The sequence below is a fragment of the Salinilacustrithrix flava genome, assembly GCF_041228405.1.
In the GTDB taxonomy this organism is placed as follows: Bacteria; Actinomycetota; Acidimicrobiia; order Acidimicrobiales; family Salinilacustritrichaceae; genus Salinilacustrithrix; species Salinilacustrithrix flava.
In genome coordinates, this window is sequence record NZ_CP133888.1 from 1,447,830 (window position 1) to 1,463,366 (window position 15,537).

Here is a 15,537-nt window from a genome sequence, read left to right on the forward strand (position 1 = left end):
CCAGAACCAGGGAACTGGCAGCAGCCACGGAACGCGCCGGGTGTGCGAGCCTTCGGTCATGACGCAGCTGCTCCCCCTGTCCGCCGACGAGGTCCTGGCCACGACCCGCGCCGTTCGCAAGCGCCTCGACTTCGACCGCCCCGTGGAGGACGAGGTCCTGCGCGAGTGCCTCGAGCTGGCCCTGCAGGCCCCGTCGGGATCCAACGCCCAGTCCTGGCGCTTCGTGGTGGTCACCGACCCCGACAAGAAGCAGGCGCTCGGCGAGCTCTACCGCCAGGCCTTCGACATCTACGAGCAGCTCGACGGCATCAACGCCGCCACGATCTACCGGGGCGACGACCCCGAGCGCCTCGATCAGCAGCAGCGGGTCATGGGTTCGGCCCGCTACCTCGCCGAGCGCATGGGTGAGGTGCCGGCGATGCTCGTGCCGTGCATGCCCGGGCGCACCGACGCAGCGCCGCCCGTGTCGGCCGCAGCGGCGTACGGCTCGATCCTGCCGGCGGTGTGGAGCTTCATGCTGGCCGGCCGGGCCCGGGGACTGGGCACGTCGTGGACGACCCTGCACCTGATGTTCGAGCAGCAGGCGGCCGAGATCCTCGGCATCCCGTTCGAGGCGTGGACCCAGGTCGCGCTGGTCAGCGTGGGCTACACGAAGGGCACGGACTTCAAGCGGGCCACGCGGGAGCCGCTCGAGACGGCGGTGTCGTTCAACGGCTGGGACTTCGACGACTGAGCTGAGCGAACCGACCCCGGACGCGACGAGAGCGCCGACCCCGAGGGGCCGGCGCTCTCGATCGACGTGCGGTTGCTCAGAGAGCGCGAACGTTGTGGGCTTCGTCGCCCTTGCGGCCCGGTCCGATGTCGAACTCGACCTGCTGACCTTCGTCGAGGGACTTGAAGCCCTCGCCGGCGATGTTGGAGAAGTGGACGAACACGTCGTCGCCGTCCTCGCGGGAGATGAAGCCGAAGCCCTTCTCAGCGTTGAAGAACTTCACAGTACCTGTAGCCAAAACAATCTCTTCTCTCAATAACGAAAACCGACCCGTCGGATTTGACGAACCGGCAAGGCCAAGGGTAGCCGCGACCGGCGCCGGCCGCACCCCCGGATGGTCAGCGGGTGAAACCGGCGTGGTGGAGGGTCGCCGTCGTGGTCACCGAGGCGAGCACGTCGAGGTCGACCTCGACCCCGATCCCCGGGCCCCGCGGCACCCGGATCGTGCCGTCGGGTTCGAGCACCGCCGGCTCGGTGACGACGTCGGTCTCCCAGTAGCGAGCGGCGGCCGAGATGTCCCCCGGGAGGGTGAAGCCGGGCAGGGCGGCCAGGGCCAGGTTGGGGGCCCGACCGATGCCGGTCTCGAGCATGCCGCCGTGCCAGACGGGCACGCCGGCCGCGAGGCAGGCGTCGTGCATGCGCTTGCCGGCGAGGTGGCCGCCGACGCGACCCGGCTTGATGTTGATGACGTCGGCGGCGCCCAGGCGGAGGACGTCGTCGCACACGGCCTCGTCGACGATGGTCTCGTCCAGGCACACCGGGGTCTGCAACGCCTGCACCAGCTCGATGTTGTCGACGATGCGCTCCTCGGGGTACGGCTGCTCGATCAGCAGCAGGCCGAACTCGTCCAGGGCGCGCAGCGTGTCGACGTCGCCGGGCCCGTAGGCCGCGTTGGCGTCCACCTGGAGGCCGAAGTCGTCGCCCAGCTCGGCCCGCAACCGCCGGCACGGCTCCACGTCCCAGCCCGGCTTGATCTTCACCTTGATGCGGGCGTAGCCCTCGTCGAGGTGCCGGGCGGCGGTGGCGACCAGGTCGTCGATGGTGGGCAGGATCCCGATGGACACGCCGACGGGTACCCGGTCGACGGTGGCGCCGAGGTGATCGGCCATGCTGCGCCCGGCGGCTCGGAGCTCGGCGTCGAGCACCGCGGCCTCCACGGCGGCCTTGGCCATGCGGTGGCCCCGGACCTCCTCGAGGGCGCCGGCGACGTCGTCGGCGTGGCGGACCCGGGCCGCGAACAGGCGGGGGAGCAGGTGGTCGACGGTGACGTCCTCGGCGGCTGAGGTGTACTCGCTGGAGTACAGGGGCTGGGTGCCGGCGACGCACTCGCCCCACCCCTCCACCGGTCCGTCCGGTCCGGTGGCGAGCACGCGGACGAGGAGGATGTCGCGGAAGGTCCAGGTGCCGAAGCTGGTCTGGAACGGGGTCACCAGCGGCAGCTCGATGCGACGCAGCTCCACCGACCCGATGTCGATGCCCGGGAGATCCGAACTGGCAGTCGTGGTGTCGCGCGTCGGAGTCGGGCTGGCGGGGTCGGGTCCGGTCATCGGTCCTCCGGTCGGGTGAAGAGGTAGTGGCGGTCGGCGGTGACGGCCACGGGCTCGAGGCCCTCGGTGAAGGCCTGCAGCATCGTGTCGCGCACCGCGACCCGCCATGCCCGGGCGGCCTCGGGGTCGTCCCGGCGGAGGGCGACGGCGTCGGCCGGCGTCGCGACGAGGCGAGCCGGGGCGTCGGTGTCCATCCGGCGGGGCCGCCCGCCGTCATCGGCCAGGGCCACCTCGGCGTGGTCGACGTCCGCCGGGGTCGGCAGCGGGCGGTCGAGGGCGGCCACGGTGCGCTCGTCCTCCAGGTCCCACCGGATGAGCAGCCGGTCGGAGGCGTCACCCCGGTTGATCTCGTCCTCCATCACGCCGTAGAGCTCGACCAGGTATCGCTCTCCCCGGGCACCGAGGTGGTGGAGGTTGAACCGGGCGTTGGCGTGGATGAGCGGATCAAACGTCCAGCTGATGGTGGTGATCCCCCGCTCGAGGCACCACGTCCGCTGGTGCCGCTTCAGCTCCCGGCCGATGCCGCCACCCCGGTGGGCCGGGTCGACGGCGGCGAGGTGCGAGTGCAGGTGGAGGTGGTCGTCGTGCACGCCGACGATGCCCAGGCACATGCCGACCTGCCGGCCGGACCCGTCGAGCGCGACCGAGACGTAGCTGCCGGCCAGCTCGAGCGCCCGCAGCACCGCGTCGTTCAGTGGGCGCTGGCCCCACACGGACTCGGCCAGGTCGAGCGCCCGGTCGGCCTCGGCGCCTCGCACGGTTCGGATCTCGTACCGGGCCGCGGTGTGTGCCATCTGCTGCGTCTCCCGCGTCCCGGACCGGCTCAGATCCGGCCGGCGTCGGCGGCAGCCTGCTCGGCCTCGGTGAGCTTGGTGTCGATGATGGCGAGGCCGGCGTCCCAGAAGCCGGGGTCGGTCAGGTTGCAGTCCACGATGCGGCCCAGGTCCTCGGGCCAGCGGGAGCCGCCGGCGGCCAGCAGCTCGAGGTACTTGGGCACGAACTCGTCGCCGCGCTCGACGTAGCGGGCGTAGACCGACAGGGCGAGCAGCTGGCCGTACGCGTAGGCGTAGACGTAGCCCGGGGTGCCGATGAAGTGCGGGACGTAGCTCCACCAGCTGCGGTACCCGTCGGTGACCTCCATGGCGTCGCCGAACAGGTCGCCCTGGGTGCGGGCCCAGTGGTCGGCGAAGTCCTCGGTGGACAGCTCGCCGTGCTCGCGCCGATGCGTGTGGACGGCATCCTCGAAGCGGTTCATCGAGACCTGGCGGAAGACGGTGGCGATGTTGCCCTCGAGGTTCTGGGCCAGCAGGGCGAAGCGCTCGTCGGCGTCGTCCACCATCGACAGCAGTCGCTCGAAGGTGACGGTCTCGCCGAACACGCTGGCGGTCTCGGCCAGCGTGAGCGGGGTCATCTGCTCGAACACGCCCTGGGGACGGGCCAGGTAGCCGTGCAGGCCGTGGCCGAGCTCGTGGGCCAGCGTCATCACGTCGCCGGGCGTGGCCGTGTAGTTGAGGAACACGTAGGGGTGGTGACCGGGGACGGTGTAGGAGCAGAACGCACCGCCCCGCTTGCCGGGGCGGGTGGGGGCGTCGATCCAGCCCTCGTCGATGAAGCGTCCGACCACCTCGGCCAGCTCGGGCGAGAACGAGGCGTAGGCGTCGCGCACGATCTCGGTGGCCCGGCTCCAGCCGATGGTGGCCTTGGTGCTGGCCACGCTGGCGTTGCGGTCGTAGTCGGCGAGCGTGTCGATGCCGAGCACCCGGGCCTTCAGCCGGTACCAGCGCTGCGGGATGTCGTAGCGGGCGACGACGGCGTCGACCAGGGCCTGGACCGACTCGTCGCTGGCCTCGTTGTCGAGGTTCCACGAGCTGATCCAGCTCGGGTAGCCGCGCAGCTCGTCCTGGATGCGGCGGTCGGCCAGCAGCGTGTTGAACACGTAGGCGCGGGTGCGCAACCCCGGTTGCAGCGCCTCGGTGACGGCCTCGGCCGCGGCCTTGCGGGTGGTCCGGTCGGGATCGAGCAGGCGGCTGAGGCCGGCGTCGAGCGGGACCGGTTCGGGCTCGTCGGGCAGGTCCACCTGGATGGCCGAGGTCTGCTCGGTGAACAGGCGCACCCAGGCCTGGCGACCGGTGGGGGCGGTGGTGGCGAGCAGGCGCTCCTCGACCTCGGACAGCACGTGGGGCTTGCCGGCCCGCAGGTTCTCGAGGTGGTGGCGGTACCCGGCGAGGGCGGGCTCGTCGAGCAGCGCCGTCGCCCGGTCGTCGTCGATGTCGACCACCTCGAGGTCGAACCACACCAGCTCGGCCGACAGGGCGGCCGAGCGCTCGCTGACCTCCTGCATGAGGGCGCCCCGAGCCGGATCGGAGGTGTCGACCGCGAAGTCGAGGCTGGCGAAGCTGCCCGCCCGGCGGGCCTGCTCGTAGATCTCGGCCAGCCGGTCGAGCGCCGCGGCGAGGGTGGGAGCGTCGGCGTCCACGAGCGTGCCCTTCACCTCAGCGGTGAGCGTGCGGGCCGACTGCAGGGCCTCGTCGAGCAGGCGGCGGACGCCGGCCGCGCCCTCGCCGTCGACGAGGGTGCCGATGTCCCACGCCACCCCTTCCGCGCCGGTGGCCTCGGGTGCGTGCGTGTCGGTCGACATCTTGCCGAGCATAGGAACGCCTACGGTCCGGTGCCATGGAGCTCGGGGTGTGCGTGGCGGCCAAGATCGACGATGTCGACCACATCGTGCTGGCCGAGGAGCTCGGCTACGCGTCGGCGTGGGTCGCCGACAGCCACCTGATCTGGAGCGACCCCTACGCCACGCTCGCCGTCGCCGCCACCCGCACCGAGCGCATCCGGCTCGGCACCGGGGTCGCCGTCGCCGGGATCCGGCCCGAACCGGTCACCGCGGCGAGCATCGCGACCATCAACCGGCTGGCGCCGGGTCGCACGTTCCTCGGCATCGGCTCGGGGAACACGGCCATGCGGATCATGGGGCACCCGCCGCTGCGCATCGCCGAGCTCGACCGCTACCTGGCCACGCTGCGGCCGCTGCTGCGCGGCGAGGAGGCCGAGCTGACCTGGCGGGATCGTACGACGCGCATCCGCCACGTGATGCCCGACGCCGGCTTCGTCGACCTCGACCACGACATCCCGGTCCACGTCTCCGGCTTCGGGCCGCGATCGCTCGGGCTCGCGGGCGTGCACGGCGACGGCGTCGTCATCTCCGGCAACGTCACGCCCACCGCCATGGCCCGCATCTGGTCAGCCGTGGAAGCCGGTGCCGATGCCGCCGGCCGCACCATCGATCGCGGGACGTTCGGTGCGGCGTGCCTGACGACCATGGTCGTGCTGGAGCCGGGCGAGGCACCGGACTCGGCCCGCTCACGTTCCCTGTGCGATGCGTTCGCGATCGCCACCCTCCACTACGCCTACGACCAGTGGCGCAACTTCGGGAAAGCGCCGACCCAGCCGGCCGTGCTCGAGGTGTGGGACGACTACGTCGCCGAGATCGAGCGGATCCCCGAGGACATCCGCCACCAGCTCGTCCACCGCGGCCACAACTGCTGGGTCGTGCCCGAGGAGGAGCGCTTCGTGACCCGGGGCCTCATCGAGGCGTCCTGCATGGTCGGCACCGCCGACGAGCTCGTCGGCCGTCTGCACGAGCTGGACGAAGCCGGACTGGACGAGGTGCTGCTGCTGCCACCGCTGGCGACCCGGGACGAGGCGTTGCGCTTGGTCGCCTCGGACGTGTTGCCGCGGCTGTAGCTGGCCGCTACACCCCCACTGCCAGTTCGTTACGCGGCGTCGGGGAGGTGCTTGGCCTCGGCTTCGTCGCGCACCTCGACGACCTCGACCCGGTCCTTCTTGCCGCCGATGCCGAGGAGGCGGAGGGGGAGCAGGAGGATGCCGACGACGGCGGCGAGGATCGTGGTGACGATCTTCAGCACGACGCGACCGATGGTGATGGCGATGCCGATCACGGCGGCGATCGGGATGGCGATGATCGTGAGCGCCAGCTTCACCAGCTTGAGCACGGCGGCGACCAGCGTGAACAGCAGTCCGAAGAGGGCCATGATCAGGCGGCGGACCAGGCCGATGAGGGCCATGACGGCGCCGATCAGCAGTCCGAATGCGGCGAGCACGGCGCGCACGACGGTCATGGCGGCGCGCCACAGCGCGTAGACGAGGTCGGAGGCGAGGTTGACGACCGTGCGGACGGCGCCGACGGCGAGGCGGACCGGCACGGCCACGATCAGGCCGAGGAAGGCGACCAGGCGGACGACGATGCCGAGGACGCTGCCCACGGCACGGAAGGGGAGGGTGACCAGACCCATCAGCGCACCTCGGCCGTTGCCGTCGAGGTCGTCGGAGAGTTCGAGGTCGGCGTCGGAGTGGGAGCGCATGGGTCCGATCTTGTCAGGCTGGGCGGAAGCGGACGAGGGCCACGCCGCGTTCGGTCGGGTGGAACACCGCCCTTACCCGATCACCCACGGAGACGGACCACGGATCGCAATCGACGAGGTTGGTCATGATCCGTGGGCCGGGACCGTCGCCGCCGAGGCCGTCGGGCAGGTCGAGCTCGACGTAGGCGACCACGTAGGGCGCAGCGTCGCGGTAGGCGCCCTGGCCCCGTCGGGGGATCGAGAAGCTGTACACCTCGCCGGTGCCGGGGGCGTCGAACCACTCGATGTCGAACGACGCGCACACCGGGCAGAAGCCGCGCGGGTACCAGATGACGGTGCCGCAGCCGTTGCAGCGGGGCAGGCACAGGCGGCCCTCGGCGGTGGCGTCCCAGAACGGCTTGGCGTCCGCGTGGACCCAGGGTTCGGGGACCGGGAGCTGGCCGGCGGTGTCGGAAGCGTCGCTCATGTCAGGCCTCCCGTCCGAGGATCAGCGTCGCCGAGCCGTGGCGGGTGCCGAGCGAGCCGCCGGTGCCGTGCGCCAGGGCGATGTCGCAGTCGGGCACCTGCACCGCCGGGTGGGCCTCGCCGCGCAGCTGGCGGACCGCCTCGATCACCTTCGTGATGCCGCCGCGGTTGGTGGGGTGGTTGTTGCACAGGCCGCCGCCGTCGGTGTTGAACGGCAGCCGACCGTGGGGCGCTTGCAGGCCACCGTCGGCGACGAAGCGGCCGCCGTCGCCCTTGGCGCAGAAGCCGAGGTCCTCGATCGTCTGCAGGACCGTGATGGTGAAGCTGTCGTAGATCGAGGCGTAGTCGACGTCGGCGGGGGTGACCCCGGCCTCCTCGAACGCCCGCGGCCCGGACCAGACCGCGCCCGTGTGGGTGAGGTCGATCCGCCCGTTGCCGGTGTGCTTGGGCGCCTCGCCGTGCCCGAGCACCACCGGGCAGTGCCGATCGAGCGTGCGGGCGACCTCTGGCGACACGACGACGAGCGCCCCGCCGCCGTCGGTGATGACGCAGCTGTCGAGGCGGTGCAGGGGGTCGCACACCATCGGCGACTCCAGCACCTCCTCCACCGTGACCACGTCGCGCAGGAAGGCGTTCGGGTTGTGCTGGGCGTGGGTGCTGGCGGCCACCTTGATCTCGGCGAGCTGCGCGGAGGTCGTGCCGAACTCGTGCATGTGCCGGGTGGCGGCGAGCGCGTAGTTCGTCAGCACCGAGGTGCCGAAGGGGACCTCGAAGGAGAACTCGGGGGCGTCGCCGACGCGACCGCTGCCGCCGGGTCCGGACCCACCGGTGCGGGGCTTGCCGGCCAGGGTGATCAGCGCGACGTGGCACTTGCCGGCGGCGATGGCGGCAGCGGCGTGGCCGACGTGGGCGACGTAGGAGGAACCACCGATCTCGGTGCTGTCGACGTAGGCGAGCCGGTCGAGTCCGAGGTACTCGGCCATGGAGAGCGGCCCGAAGCCCGGGGCGTCACCGGCGCAGAAGTAGGCGTCGACGTCGCCCATCGTCAGACCGGCGTCGGCCAGCGCGCCGACCGCGACCTCGGCGTGGATCTGCGGCGTGGTCCGGTCCGGGATCGTCCGCAGGGGGTGCTCGTACGCGCCCGCCAGATGTGCTGCTCCCCGGATCGTCCCCGTCACGGCGGGGAGTCTGCCCAGCGCCACCGCCCCGGGCCAAAGAGGTCACGCCAGGCCCGGCGTCCCCGCGTCGACGGCCCAGGTCGTCGCCTCGGTGATCGTCCCGTCCGGCACGGTCACGTCGTCGACCAGCCGGTAGGCGGCGCGCCAGCCATCGGCGTCGACCTCGTGGAGGACCCAGCCCCGCCTGGTGGTCTCGGACCAGGCGATGTGGGGGGACAGCGCCTCGACCAGCGCGGAGGCCTGGCGGAGGCGGTCTGGGATGTCCGACGACACGCCGGGCGCGACGAACTCGGTGCCGACGACCGGTGATTCGTCGTCCTCGAAGTCCATCCACAGGTCGGCGACCCAGGACGAGTGGACGTCGCCGCTCAGGACCACCGGCGCCGCGCTGCGGGAGAGCGTCTCGAGGAAGCGCCGGCGGGCGCCGGTGTAGCCGTCCCACTGGTCCAGGTTCCACAGCACGTTGCCGGGCACGATGCGCCACTGGTGGACCACGACCTGTTGGACCACGGTGGTCCAGACGGCGTCGTGGCCGGTGGCGACCTCGTCGAACCAGGCTTCCTGGGCGTCGCCGAGCATCGTCGTGGTCGCGGTCCCGTCGCAGCGGGGACCGAGGTCGGTGCCGACGGCGTCGTCGCAGGGCTGCTCGTCCCGGTGCTGGCGGGTGTCGAGCAGGACGAACCGGGTGAGGCCGCCCCAGTCCACGACGCGGTGGATCGCCAGGTCCGGCCCCTCCGGCGGCTCGAGCCGGGTCGGGGTGAACTCCCACCACGCCCGGTACGCGGCCGCCCGTCGCTCGAGGAGCTGCTCGCCGCCGGGGCCGGCCGTCGTCGCGGTGCCCTGGTAGTTGTTCACCACCTCGTGGTCGTCCCAGGTGATGAGCCATGGGGCCACGGCGTGGGCGGCCTGCAGCTCGGGCTCGGCCTTGTACCGGCGCCACAGGGCCCGGTAGCCGTCCAGATCCGTCGGCGGGGCCTCGTCGACGGGCCGCACCGAGCCGCTGTCGGACTCGTAGACGTAGTCGCCGCAGTGCACGACGACGTCGGGGGCCTGCGCGGCGACGTCGTCGAGGGCGGTCCAGTAGCCCGACGACCAGCGCTGGCAGGACAGGTGCCCGACCCGGAGCGGCTGGTCCGGGAGCGCTCCCGGGGCCGGCGCGGTGCGGGTGCGAGCCGCCGGCGTGACGTGGCCGTCGAGCACGAAGCGGAACCAGTGGCGGGTGTCGGGTGCCAACCCGCGCACGACGATGCGGGCCGTCATCGCCTCGGCCGGGTCGGCGCGCAGCTCCTCCCGGGCGACGATGGCCTCGAAGGCGTCATCGCGTGCGACCTCCACGAGCAGCGGCACCGGGGCCGACGGATCCCGGTCGACCCACGTCCACAGCACGACGGACTCGTGGTCCGGGTCACCCGACGCCACGCCGAGCCCGAACGGCGCCGGTCCCTGGGGGGCGCCGTGGTCGATGGCCTCGAGGGTCTCCAGCTCGGGCTCGGGCGGCGCCGTCGAGGTGGTCGCCGACGGGCCGACCGGACCCCGCCCGGCGTTGCCGTCGTCCTGGCAACCGCCGAGGGCGACGGCGACGACCCCGGCCCCGGTGGCGCCGAGGAAGCGGCGGCGCGACCACCGAGACGGGGACGATGCGGTCATGGCCGGCCGACCGTAACCCGATCGCGCACTGCGCCCCGCTCGACCTGGGTAAGGCGTCGCGGTGACCCACCCGACGACGCAGCACCACGACCCGAGCGAGGTCGACGCGGACGACGGTGCGGACAGCCGCGACGCCGGGAGCGTCGTCCGCCGGCGGCCGGGCCTCGTGTCGCTGCTCGCCGGTGGCGCCGGCGTCGTGGTCGCCACCCTGCCCGGCCTCGGGCTGCTCGCCCTCGCGCTGGCGGCGCTCGCCATCGCCTCGGGGGTCCCCGCCATGCGGAAGGGCCCTGGCGCCGCCAGCTTCTCCAAGGCGCGCACCGGCGTCGTGCTCGGCATGATCGCCGTGCTCCTCGGCGTCATCAGCCTGGCGATGCAGCTCCTGGCCTGACCCGGCCGGCACGCCGGGTCGGTCCGAGCGGGTCAGTCCAGCGTGTCGGGTTCGTCCGGCACGGCCGGTGCGCCGAGCAGCGGGCCGTAGTCGGCGGCGAGGCGATCGAAGTCGAGGTCTCGCAGGAACCGGCTGAACGCCACCTGGGCGGCCAGGGCGTTGACGTCGCGGAACACCTCGGGGAGGAACGCGGGCGGGTCGATGAGCCCCTCGTCGTAGAGGGCGTTCACGGCCCCCATGTTGTTGATGTCGACCTTGCCGCAGAAGAGCAGCGGCACCCGGTCGAGCCGGCCGGTGCGGATCGCCACCCGGACGTAGGCGTAGGTGAGCACCAGGCCCTTGCCGTAGCCGAGGTCCTTGGTGAAGGGTCGCCCCGTGGGCGTGGAGCCACGGAAGACCCGCATGACCAGCTGCCAGCACTCGTCCTCGTCGAGGCCGAGCGTGCGGAAGTGCTCGACGACCTCCACGAACGACGCCCCGTCCTCGGCGAGGGCGATGGCCTCGATGCGGTCGGCGATGCGCAGCAGCCGGATCGGGTGCGAGGTGAGCGAGAGGATCTCGGTGAGGGTGGCCAGCCCCTCCTGGGTCACGTTGACCGGCGGCGGCGCCTTGCCGAGGAAGGTGCAGTACGGCTGGGCCCGGCCGTTGTCGCTGGTGCCGACGTGCACCCAGCCCTCGTGGGACTCGAGCTGCTCCAGCTGGCGCTCCGAGAACATGGCATCCGCGCGCAGCTTGATGTAGTCCGATCCGGCGGCGGCGTCGGCGACGATGCCGTCGTCGAGCACGACGTGGACCATGCCGGGGCCCATCGAGTCGTCGAGCCGTGACTGCAGCAACGAGACCGCGGACTCGCCGTCGATGCCCTTCTCGTCCCGCTCGTCGATGGGAAGGTCCGACACCCAGCTGAGCGCGTCGCGAAACTGGCCGGCGAGGTCGGCCACCCGCGGGCCACCGGCGTGGAAGACGTCGTCGGTGGTGCCGTAGAGCTGCGCCGTCAGCGGGCCGAAGCCGTCGGTGCCACGGGCCTCGAGCATGTCGAGCGTGAGCCGGTACTGCTCGCACGTCCGCTTCAGCAGCTGGGAGAGCGTGGACGTCGTGCCGAGCGAGGTGTTGATCCACAGCTCGATGTCGAGGAACTGCTCGCGGGCCGCGTCGAGGTCGAAGCCGAGGTCCCGCTGCTCGTACCAGCCAGCGTCCACGGCCGGCTGCTCCCGGCACCCCGACGCGAAGAACGCGTCGCGCACGTGGTCGTCCCACTTGATGGCGTCGAGGATCCGAACCGGGCGCTGCGCGTCGACGATCGCGTCGGAGAGGGCGCGCACCGTCTCCTCGTAGGTCTCTGCCATGGCTCTCCAAGGATGGCTGACCGCACCCCTGGTCCGCAGCCTCCGGCTTAGGAAACCCTTTGCAGAGGGCTGACGTCGCCTTGATGGGCCCGTCCATACGTTGCCGACATGGCCCTCACCCGCACCGCCGCCCTCGCCCTCGGAGGCGCCGTTGCCGCCGCCGTCGCCCTCGTCTCCGTCGCCGGGGCGGTGACCGTGTCCACCGGGACGCCGGCGCCGTCGCCCGATGCCGTGCTGGCCGGGGAATCGGAGCCGGCGGAGGCGACCCCCGCACCGGTCGAGGTGATCTACCAGGACGTGTACGACCTCCCGCCCGCTCCCGCCGCGCCGGTCGCCGCCCCCGCGCCGGTCGCCGCCCCCGCTCCGGCAGCGGCCCTGGCCACCAGCGACGGCGACTGGGACGACGACCACGACGACGGCGACTGGGACGACGACGACGGGGACGACGACCACGGGGACGACGACGATCACGACGACGACTGGGACGACGACGATCGGCACGACGACGATGACGACTGATCCGGCTCGCCCCCGGGCGAAGCGGAAGCGGCCGCACCCGGCGGCCGGGGCCCGGCTCGTGGTCGCCGGCGCCGCCACGGCCGGCACCCTGGCCATGGTCGGCCTCATGGTCAGCCCGGCCGACGAACCCGCGCCGCTCGACCTGAGCACCGCCTCGCCGGCGACGGTCTCCGTCCCGGCGCCCGCTCGGATCGTCATCGTGCGCCGGCACCTCCCCGTGCCGACAGCGGCTCCCACCAGCCCGCCGGTCCTCCGCCCCGGCGCGACGCCCGCGCTCACCCCGGTGCCGGCCCCTGCACCGGCGCCGGCCCCTCGCCCGGCCGCGCCGCGCACGACGAGCAGCGGGAGCTGACGGTGCAGGTCGCCATCATCGACGAGCACCGCTTCCGGGCGATGGGAACCGACTGCCACGTCCAGGTCGTCGGCGCACCGCACGGGGCGTGCGACGTGGCCGAAGCCGTCGTGGGCAGCGACGAGGCACGGTGGTCGCGCTTCCGCCCCGACTCCGAGATCCGCCGTGGGGCACCCGGCGTGGCCGGCTCGGTCAGCGATGAGACCGCCGAGCTGGTGGCCCTGGCCCTCGAGGCCCTCGACCGGACCGATGGGTGGTTCGACCCCCGCCTCGGCGGCCACCTCTGCGCCGCGGGCTACGACCGCACCCTCGACCTCGTGCAGACGGGTGCTCCGATCCCACCACGGACAGCGCCACCGCTGCCCGCCGTCCGCCCGGCGATCGGTCGCCGGGCGGACGGTCCGACCCTCATGGTCCCGCCCGGCGTCGAGCTCGACCTGGGCGGGATCGCCAAGGGGCACAGCGCCGATCGCGCCCTTGCTGCCGTGCTCGCGACGGGTGCCCTCGGCGCCTGCATCAACCTCGGCGGCGACCTGCGCTGCGCGGGCGCGTCCCCGACCGGGGACGGTTGGTGGTGCGCGCTGGACCACGGTCCGGGTGCAGCCGCCAGCGCGCTGGCCATCGGCCTGACCCACGGCGCCGTGGCCACGTCCACGACCCGGCGCCGGCGGTGGACGACGACCTCCGGCGAGGCCCACCACCTGCTCGATCCCCGCACCGGCCATCCGGCGGGCACCGACCGCCGCAGCGCCACCGTCGTCGCCGCCACGGCCGCGACCGCCGAGGTGCTCACCAAGGTCGCCCTCCTCGCGCCGTGGGACGACGCCGAGCGGCTGCTCACCGCGGAGGGCGGCGTCGGCCTCGTGAGCCTCGACGACGGCTCCACCCGCGCGATCGGTGACATCGCCCCCCTGCTCGCCGACCGGGCGAGCCTCCCCGAGGAGACCAGCTCGTGCACCTGACCCTCCACCCGGAGCTGTGGTGGTGCGTCACCCGAGCCACCGGCATCACCGCGTGGGTGTCCGCCCTCGGGTCGCTGCTGGCCGGGCTCGCCCTCGCCACCCGAACGCTCGGCGCCCGACCGAAGGGCCCGTGGCTGCTCGACGTGCACCGGGGCCTCGCCGGGGTCACCCTCGCCTTCACCGCGCTGCACGTCGCCGCCATCGTGGCCGACTCCTACGTGCACTTCGGCGCCGCCGACGTCCTCGTCCCCCTGGCCAGCGACTGGGAGCCCGTCGCCGTCGCCGGTGGCGTGGTCGCGATGTGGCTCCTGGTCGCGGTGCAGCTGTCCAGCCTCGCCATGCGGCGGCTCCCGAAGCGCGTGTGGCGGACGATCCACCTCGGCAGCCACGGCGCGGCGGTCGCCGCCACGTTCCACGCCTTCACCGCCGGCACCGACGCCGGAAACCCGCTGGTCGTCGGGACGGCGATCGCCGCGGCGTCGGCCGCCGCCTTGATGTTCACCTACCGCCTCGCCCTTCCGCGCCGGTCGGCCCGTCGGCCCTCGCCCGCCCCGACGGGCTGACCGGCCGCCTGCTTGCGGAAAACCGGACGAGGCAGACAGACTCGTCTTGACTGATCGGTCAACTTTCGCGATCCCGTAGGAGACACCCATGGCAACCGCCGTCATCGTCGACGCCGTCCGCACCCCCGGGGGCAAGCGCTTCGGCCAGCTGTCCGGCTGGCACCCGTCCGACCTGGCCGCCGAGGTGCTCAAGGCCCTGGCCGAGCGCAACGACCTCGACCCCGCGCTCGTCGACGACGTCGTCATGGGCTGCGTCATGCAGGTCGGCAACCAGGGCCTCAACATCGGCCGCAACGCCGTCCTCGCCGCCGGCTGGCCCGAGACGGTCCCGGCCACCACGGTCGACCGCCAGTGCGGCTCGTCCCAGCAGGCCGCCCACTTCGCCGCCCAGGGCGTCATCGCCGGCGCCTACGACATCGCCGTCGCCGCCGGCGTCGAGGTCATGACCACCACCCCCATGGGTGCCTCCATCACCCCCGGCTCGATCCCCTTCGGCCCCAAGGCCGCCGGCCGCTACGCCGATGTCGAGTACATCGAGGGCTGGAAGGGCCTGATCCCCCAGGGCGTGTCCGCCGAGATCATCGCCAACAAGTGGGACCTGTCCCGCGAGGACCTGGACAAGATCGGCCTCGAGAGCCAGATCCGCGCCGCCCGCGCCCGCGACGAGGGCCGCTTCGACAACGAGATCATCCCGGTCAAGGTCAAGAAGCTCGACAAGGAGACCGGCGAGCTCATCGACACCGGCGACCAGATGGCCACGGCCGACGAGGGCATCCGCGACACCACGATGGAGACGCTGGCCAACCTGAAGCCGGCCTTCCTCCCTGACGGCAAGGTCACCGCCGGCAACTCCTCCCAGATCTGCGACGGCGCCTCGGCGCTGCTGATCATGTCCGAGGAGAAGGCCAAGCAGCTCGGCCTCACCCCGCGTGCCCGCTTCCACACCTTCGCCCTCGCCGGCGTCGATCCCGTCACCATGCTGACCGGCCCGATCCCGGCCACCTCCAAGGTGCTCGAGCGCTCCGGCGGCCTCACCATGGACGACATCGACCTGTTCGAGGTCAACGAGGCCTTCGCCTCCGTCGTCGGCGCCTGGCAGAAGGAGCACAGCGCGGACATGGAGAAGGTCAACGTCAACGGCGGCGCCATCGCCCTCGGCCACCCCCTCGGTGGCTCCGGCGCCAAGCTCATGGCCACCCTGCTCAACGAGCTCGAGCGCACCGGCGGCCGCTACGGCCTCCAGACGATGTGCGAGGGCGGCGGGCTCGCCAACGCCACCATCATCGAGCGCCTGGGCTGAGCTGAGCTCATTGACGCTTCCTCGCTTCGCTGCGGGAGCGTCCACGTTGCACGGAGTAGGTGAACGTCCACCCGTGGACCGGTCGCTGGCGCTCCCTCGGGGCTGACCGCGAC

17 protein-coding genes are annotated in these 15,537 nt (G+C 72.6%); 8 read left to right on the forward strand and 9 right to left on the reverse strand.

Annotated features, from left to right (window positions below):
* The first annotated feature begins 58 nt into the window (after positions 1-58).
* Positions 59-733: a nitroreductase family protein gene (locus RGQ06_RS07140; protein ID WP_432427258.1), complete on the forward strand. Its 675-nt coding sequence runs from the start codon at positions 59-61 to the stop codon at positions 731-733.
* A gap of 76 nt (positions 734-809) precedes the next feature.
* Here the strand turns inward: RGQ06_RS07140 and RGQ06_RS07145 are convergent, their stop codons facing one another.
* From RGQ06_RS07145 to RGQ06_RS07160, 4 genes are all read right to left on the reverse strand, one after another.
* Entirely contained in the window at positions 810-1,010 is a 201-nt protein-coding gene (locus tag RGQ06_RS07145; protein WP_432427257.1) for a cold-shock protein, read from the reverse strand.
* Between the two features lie 100 nt (positions 1,011-1,110).
* Positions 1,111-2,247, reverse strand: a complete 1,137-nt coding sequence (menC, locus tag RGQ06_RS07150) for an o-succinylbenzoate synthase (protein ID WP_432427712.1) — start codon at positions 2,245-2,247, stop codon at positions 1,111-1,113.
* 68 nt (positions 2,248-2,315) lie between these two features.
* On the reverse strand, positions 2,316-3,113 hold the full coding sequence (locus RGQ06_RS07155; RefSeq protein ID WP_432427256.1) for a GNAT family N-acetyltransferase: 798 nt from the start codon (positions 3,111-3,113) through the stop codon (positions 2,316-2,318).
* Positions 3,114-3,142: 29 nt separating this feature from the next.
* Positions 3,143-4,957 (reverse strand): M3 family oligoendopeptidase, encoded by a 1,815-nt coding sequence (locus RGQ06_RS07160; RefSeq protein WP_432427255.1) that lies wholly within the window; start codon positions 4,955-4,957, stop codon positions 3,143-3,145.
* Between the two features lie 35 nt (positions 4,958-4,992).
* Here RGQ06_RS07160 and RGQ06_RS07165 point away from each other — a divergent pair, with 35 nt between their 5' ends.
* On the forward strand, positions 4,993-6,066 hold the full coding sequence (locus RGQ06_RS07165) for an LLM class flavin-dependent oxidoreductase (RefSeq protein ID WP_432427254.1): 1,074 nt from the start codon (positions 4,993-4,995) through the stop codon (positions 6,064-6,066).
* 29 nt (positions 6,067-6,095) lie between these two features.
* Here RGQ06_RS07165 and RGQ06_RS07170 read toward each other — a convergent pair whose 3' ends face one another.
* The 4 genes from RGQ06_RS07170 to RGQ06_RS07185 are packed head-to-tail and all read right to left on the reverse strand — an operon-like array spanning position 6,096 to position 9,994.
* Positions 6,096-6,704: a hypothetical protein gene (locus RGQ06_RS07170; protein ID WP_432427253.1), complete on the reverse strand. Its 609-nt coding sequence runs from the start codon at positions 6,702-6,704 to the stop codon at positions 6,096-6,098.
* Between the two features lie 13 nt (positions 6,705-6,717).
* The gene (locus RGQ06_RS07175) at positions 6,718-7,170 is read right to left on the reverse strand and encodes a Zn-ribbon domain-containing OB-fold protein (RefSeq protein ID WP_432427252.1); all 453 of its coding nucleotides are present in this window, start codon (positions 7,168-7,170) and stop codon (positions 6,718-6,720) included.
* A gap of 1 nt (position 7,171) precedes the next feature.
* Positions 7,172-8,347: a thiolase domain-containing protein gene (locus RGQ06_RS07180; RefSeq protein WP_432427251.1), complete on the reverse strand. Its 1,176-nt coding sequence runs from the start codon at positions 8,345-8,347 to the stop codon at positions 7,172-7,174.
* Positions 8,348-8,389: 42 nt separating this feature from the next.
* Positions 8,390-9,994, reverse strand: coding sequence for an alkaline phosphatase D family protein (locus RGQ06_RS07185; protein ID WP_432427250.1), 1,605 nt, complete (start codon positions 9,992-9,994; stop codon positions 8,390-8,392).
* A gap of 61 nt (positions 9,995-10,055) precedes the next feature.
* Here RGQ06_RS07185 and RGQ06_RS07190 point away from each other — a divergent pair, with 61 nt between their 5' ends.
* Positions 10,056-10,382, forward strand: coding sequence for a hypothetical protein (locus RGQ06_RS07190; protein ID WP_432427249.1), 327 nt, complete (start codon positions 10,056-10,058; stop codon positions 10,380-10,382).
* 32 nt (positions 10,383-10,414) lie between these two features.
* Here the strand turns inward: RGQ06_RS07190 and RGQ06_RS07195 are convergent, their stop codons facing one another.
* Positions 10,415-11,728, reverse strand: a complete 1,314-nt coding sequence (locus tag RGQ06_RS07195; RefSeq protein WP_432427248.1) for a flavohemoglobin expression-modulating QEGLA motif protein — start codon at positions 11,726-11,728, stop codon at positions 10,415-10,417.
* A gap of 108 nt (positions 11,729-11,836) precedes the next feature.
* On the opposite strand from RGQ06_RS07195, the gene RGQ06_RS07200 reads away from it, so the two are divergent.
* The 5 genes from RGQ06_RS07200 to RGQ06_RS07220 all read left to right on the forward strand — a co-directional run bounded on the left by RGQ06_RS07200 (position 11,837) and on the right by RGQ06_RS07220 (position 15,424).
* Positions 11,837-12,247 (forward strand): hypothetical protein, encoded by a 411-nt coding sequence (locus RGQ06_RS07200; protein ID WP_432427247.1) that lies wholly within the window; start codon positions 11,837-11,839, stop codon positions 12,245-12,247.
* Positions 12,237-12,599 (forward strand): hypothetical protein, encoded by a 363-nt coding sequence (locus tag RGQ06_RS07205; RefSeq protein ID WP_432427246.1) that lies wholly within the window; start codon positions 12,237-12,239, stop codon positions 12,597-12,599. The genes RGQ06_RS07200 and RGQ06_RS07205 overlap by 11 nt, the downstream gene beginning before the upstream one ends.
* Before the next feature lie 2 nt (positions 12,600-12,601).
* Complete coding sequence (locus RGQ06_RS07210) at positions 12,602-13,561, forward strand: FAD:protein FMN transferase (protein ID WP_432427245.1); 960 nt, start codon at positions 12,602-12,604, stop codon at positions 13,559-13,561.
* Positions 13,552-14,124 (forward strand): hypothetical protein, encoded by a 573-nt coding sequence (locus RGQ06_RS07215; RefSeq protein ID WP_432427244.1) that lies wholly within the window; start codon positions 13,552-13,554, stop codon positions 14,122-14,124. Before RGQ06_RS07210 ends, RGQ06_RS07215 begins: the two co-directional genes overlap by 10 nt.
* An 88-nt stretch (positions 14,125-14,212) precedes the next feature.
* A complete protein-coding gene (locus RGQ06_RS07220) occupies positions 14,213-15,424 on the forward strand; it encodes a thiolase family protein (protein WP_432427243.1) in 1,212 nt (403 codons plus the stop codon).
* Positions 15,425-15,537 lie beyond the last annotated feature (113 nt).

Bases quoted from the DNA above. Each gene is read 5' to 3' on its own strand.
- RGQ06_RS07140 (WP_432427258.1), top strand. From the start codon at position 59: ATGACGCAGCTGCTCCCCCTGTCCGCCGACGAGGTCCTGGCCACGACC.
- RGQ06_RS07155 (WP_432427256.1), bottom strand. From the start codon at position 3,113: ATGGCACACACCGCGGCCCGGTACGAGATCCGAACCGTGCGAGGCGCC.
- RGQ06_RS07160 (WP_432427255.1), bottom strand. From the start codon at position 4,957: ATGTCGACCGACACGCACGCACCCGAGGCCACCGGCGCGGAAGGGGTG.
- RGQ06_RS07165 (WP_432427254.1), top strand. From the start codon at position 4,993: ATGGAGCTCGGGGTGTGCGTGGCGGCCAAGATCGACGATGTCGACCAC.
- RGQ06_RS07170 (WP_432427253.1), bottom strand. From the start codon at position 6,704: ATGCGCTCCCACTCCGACGCCGACCTCGAACTCTCCGACGACCTCGAC.
- RGQ06_RS07175 (WP_432427252.1), bottom strand. From the start codon at position 7,170: ATGAGCGACGCTTCCGACACCGCCGGCCAGCTCCCGGTCCCCGAACCC.
- RGQ06_RS07185 (WP_432427250.1), bottom strand. From the start codon at position 9,994: ATGACCGCATCGTCCCCGTCTCGGTGGTCGCGCCGCCGCTTCCTCGGC.
- RGQ06_RS07195 (WP_432427248.1), bottom strand. From the start codon at position 11,728: ATGGCAGAGACCTACGAGGAGACGGTGCGCGCCCTCTCCGACGCGATC.
- RGQ06_RS07200 (WP_432427247.1), top strand. From the start codon at position 11,837: ATGGCCCTCACCCGCACCGCCGCCCTCGCCCTCGGAGGCGCCGTTGCC.
- RGQ06_RS07205 (WP_432427246.1), top strand. From the start codon at position 12,237: ATGACGACTGATCCGGCTCGCCCCCGGGCGAAGCGGAAGCGGCCGCAC.
- RGQ06_RS07220 (WP_432427243.1), top strand. From the start codon at position 14,213: ATGGCAACCGCCGTCATCGTCGACGCCGTCCGCACCCCCGGGGGCAAG.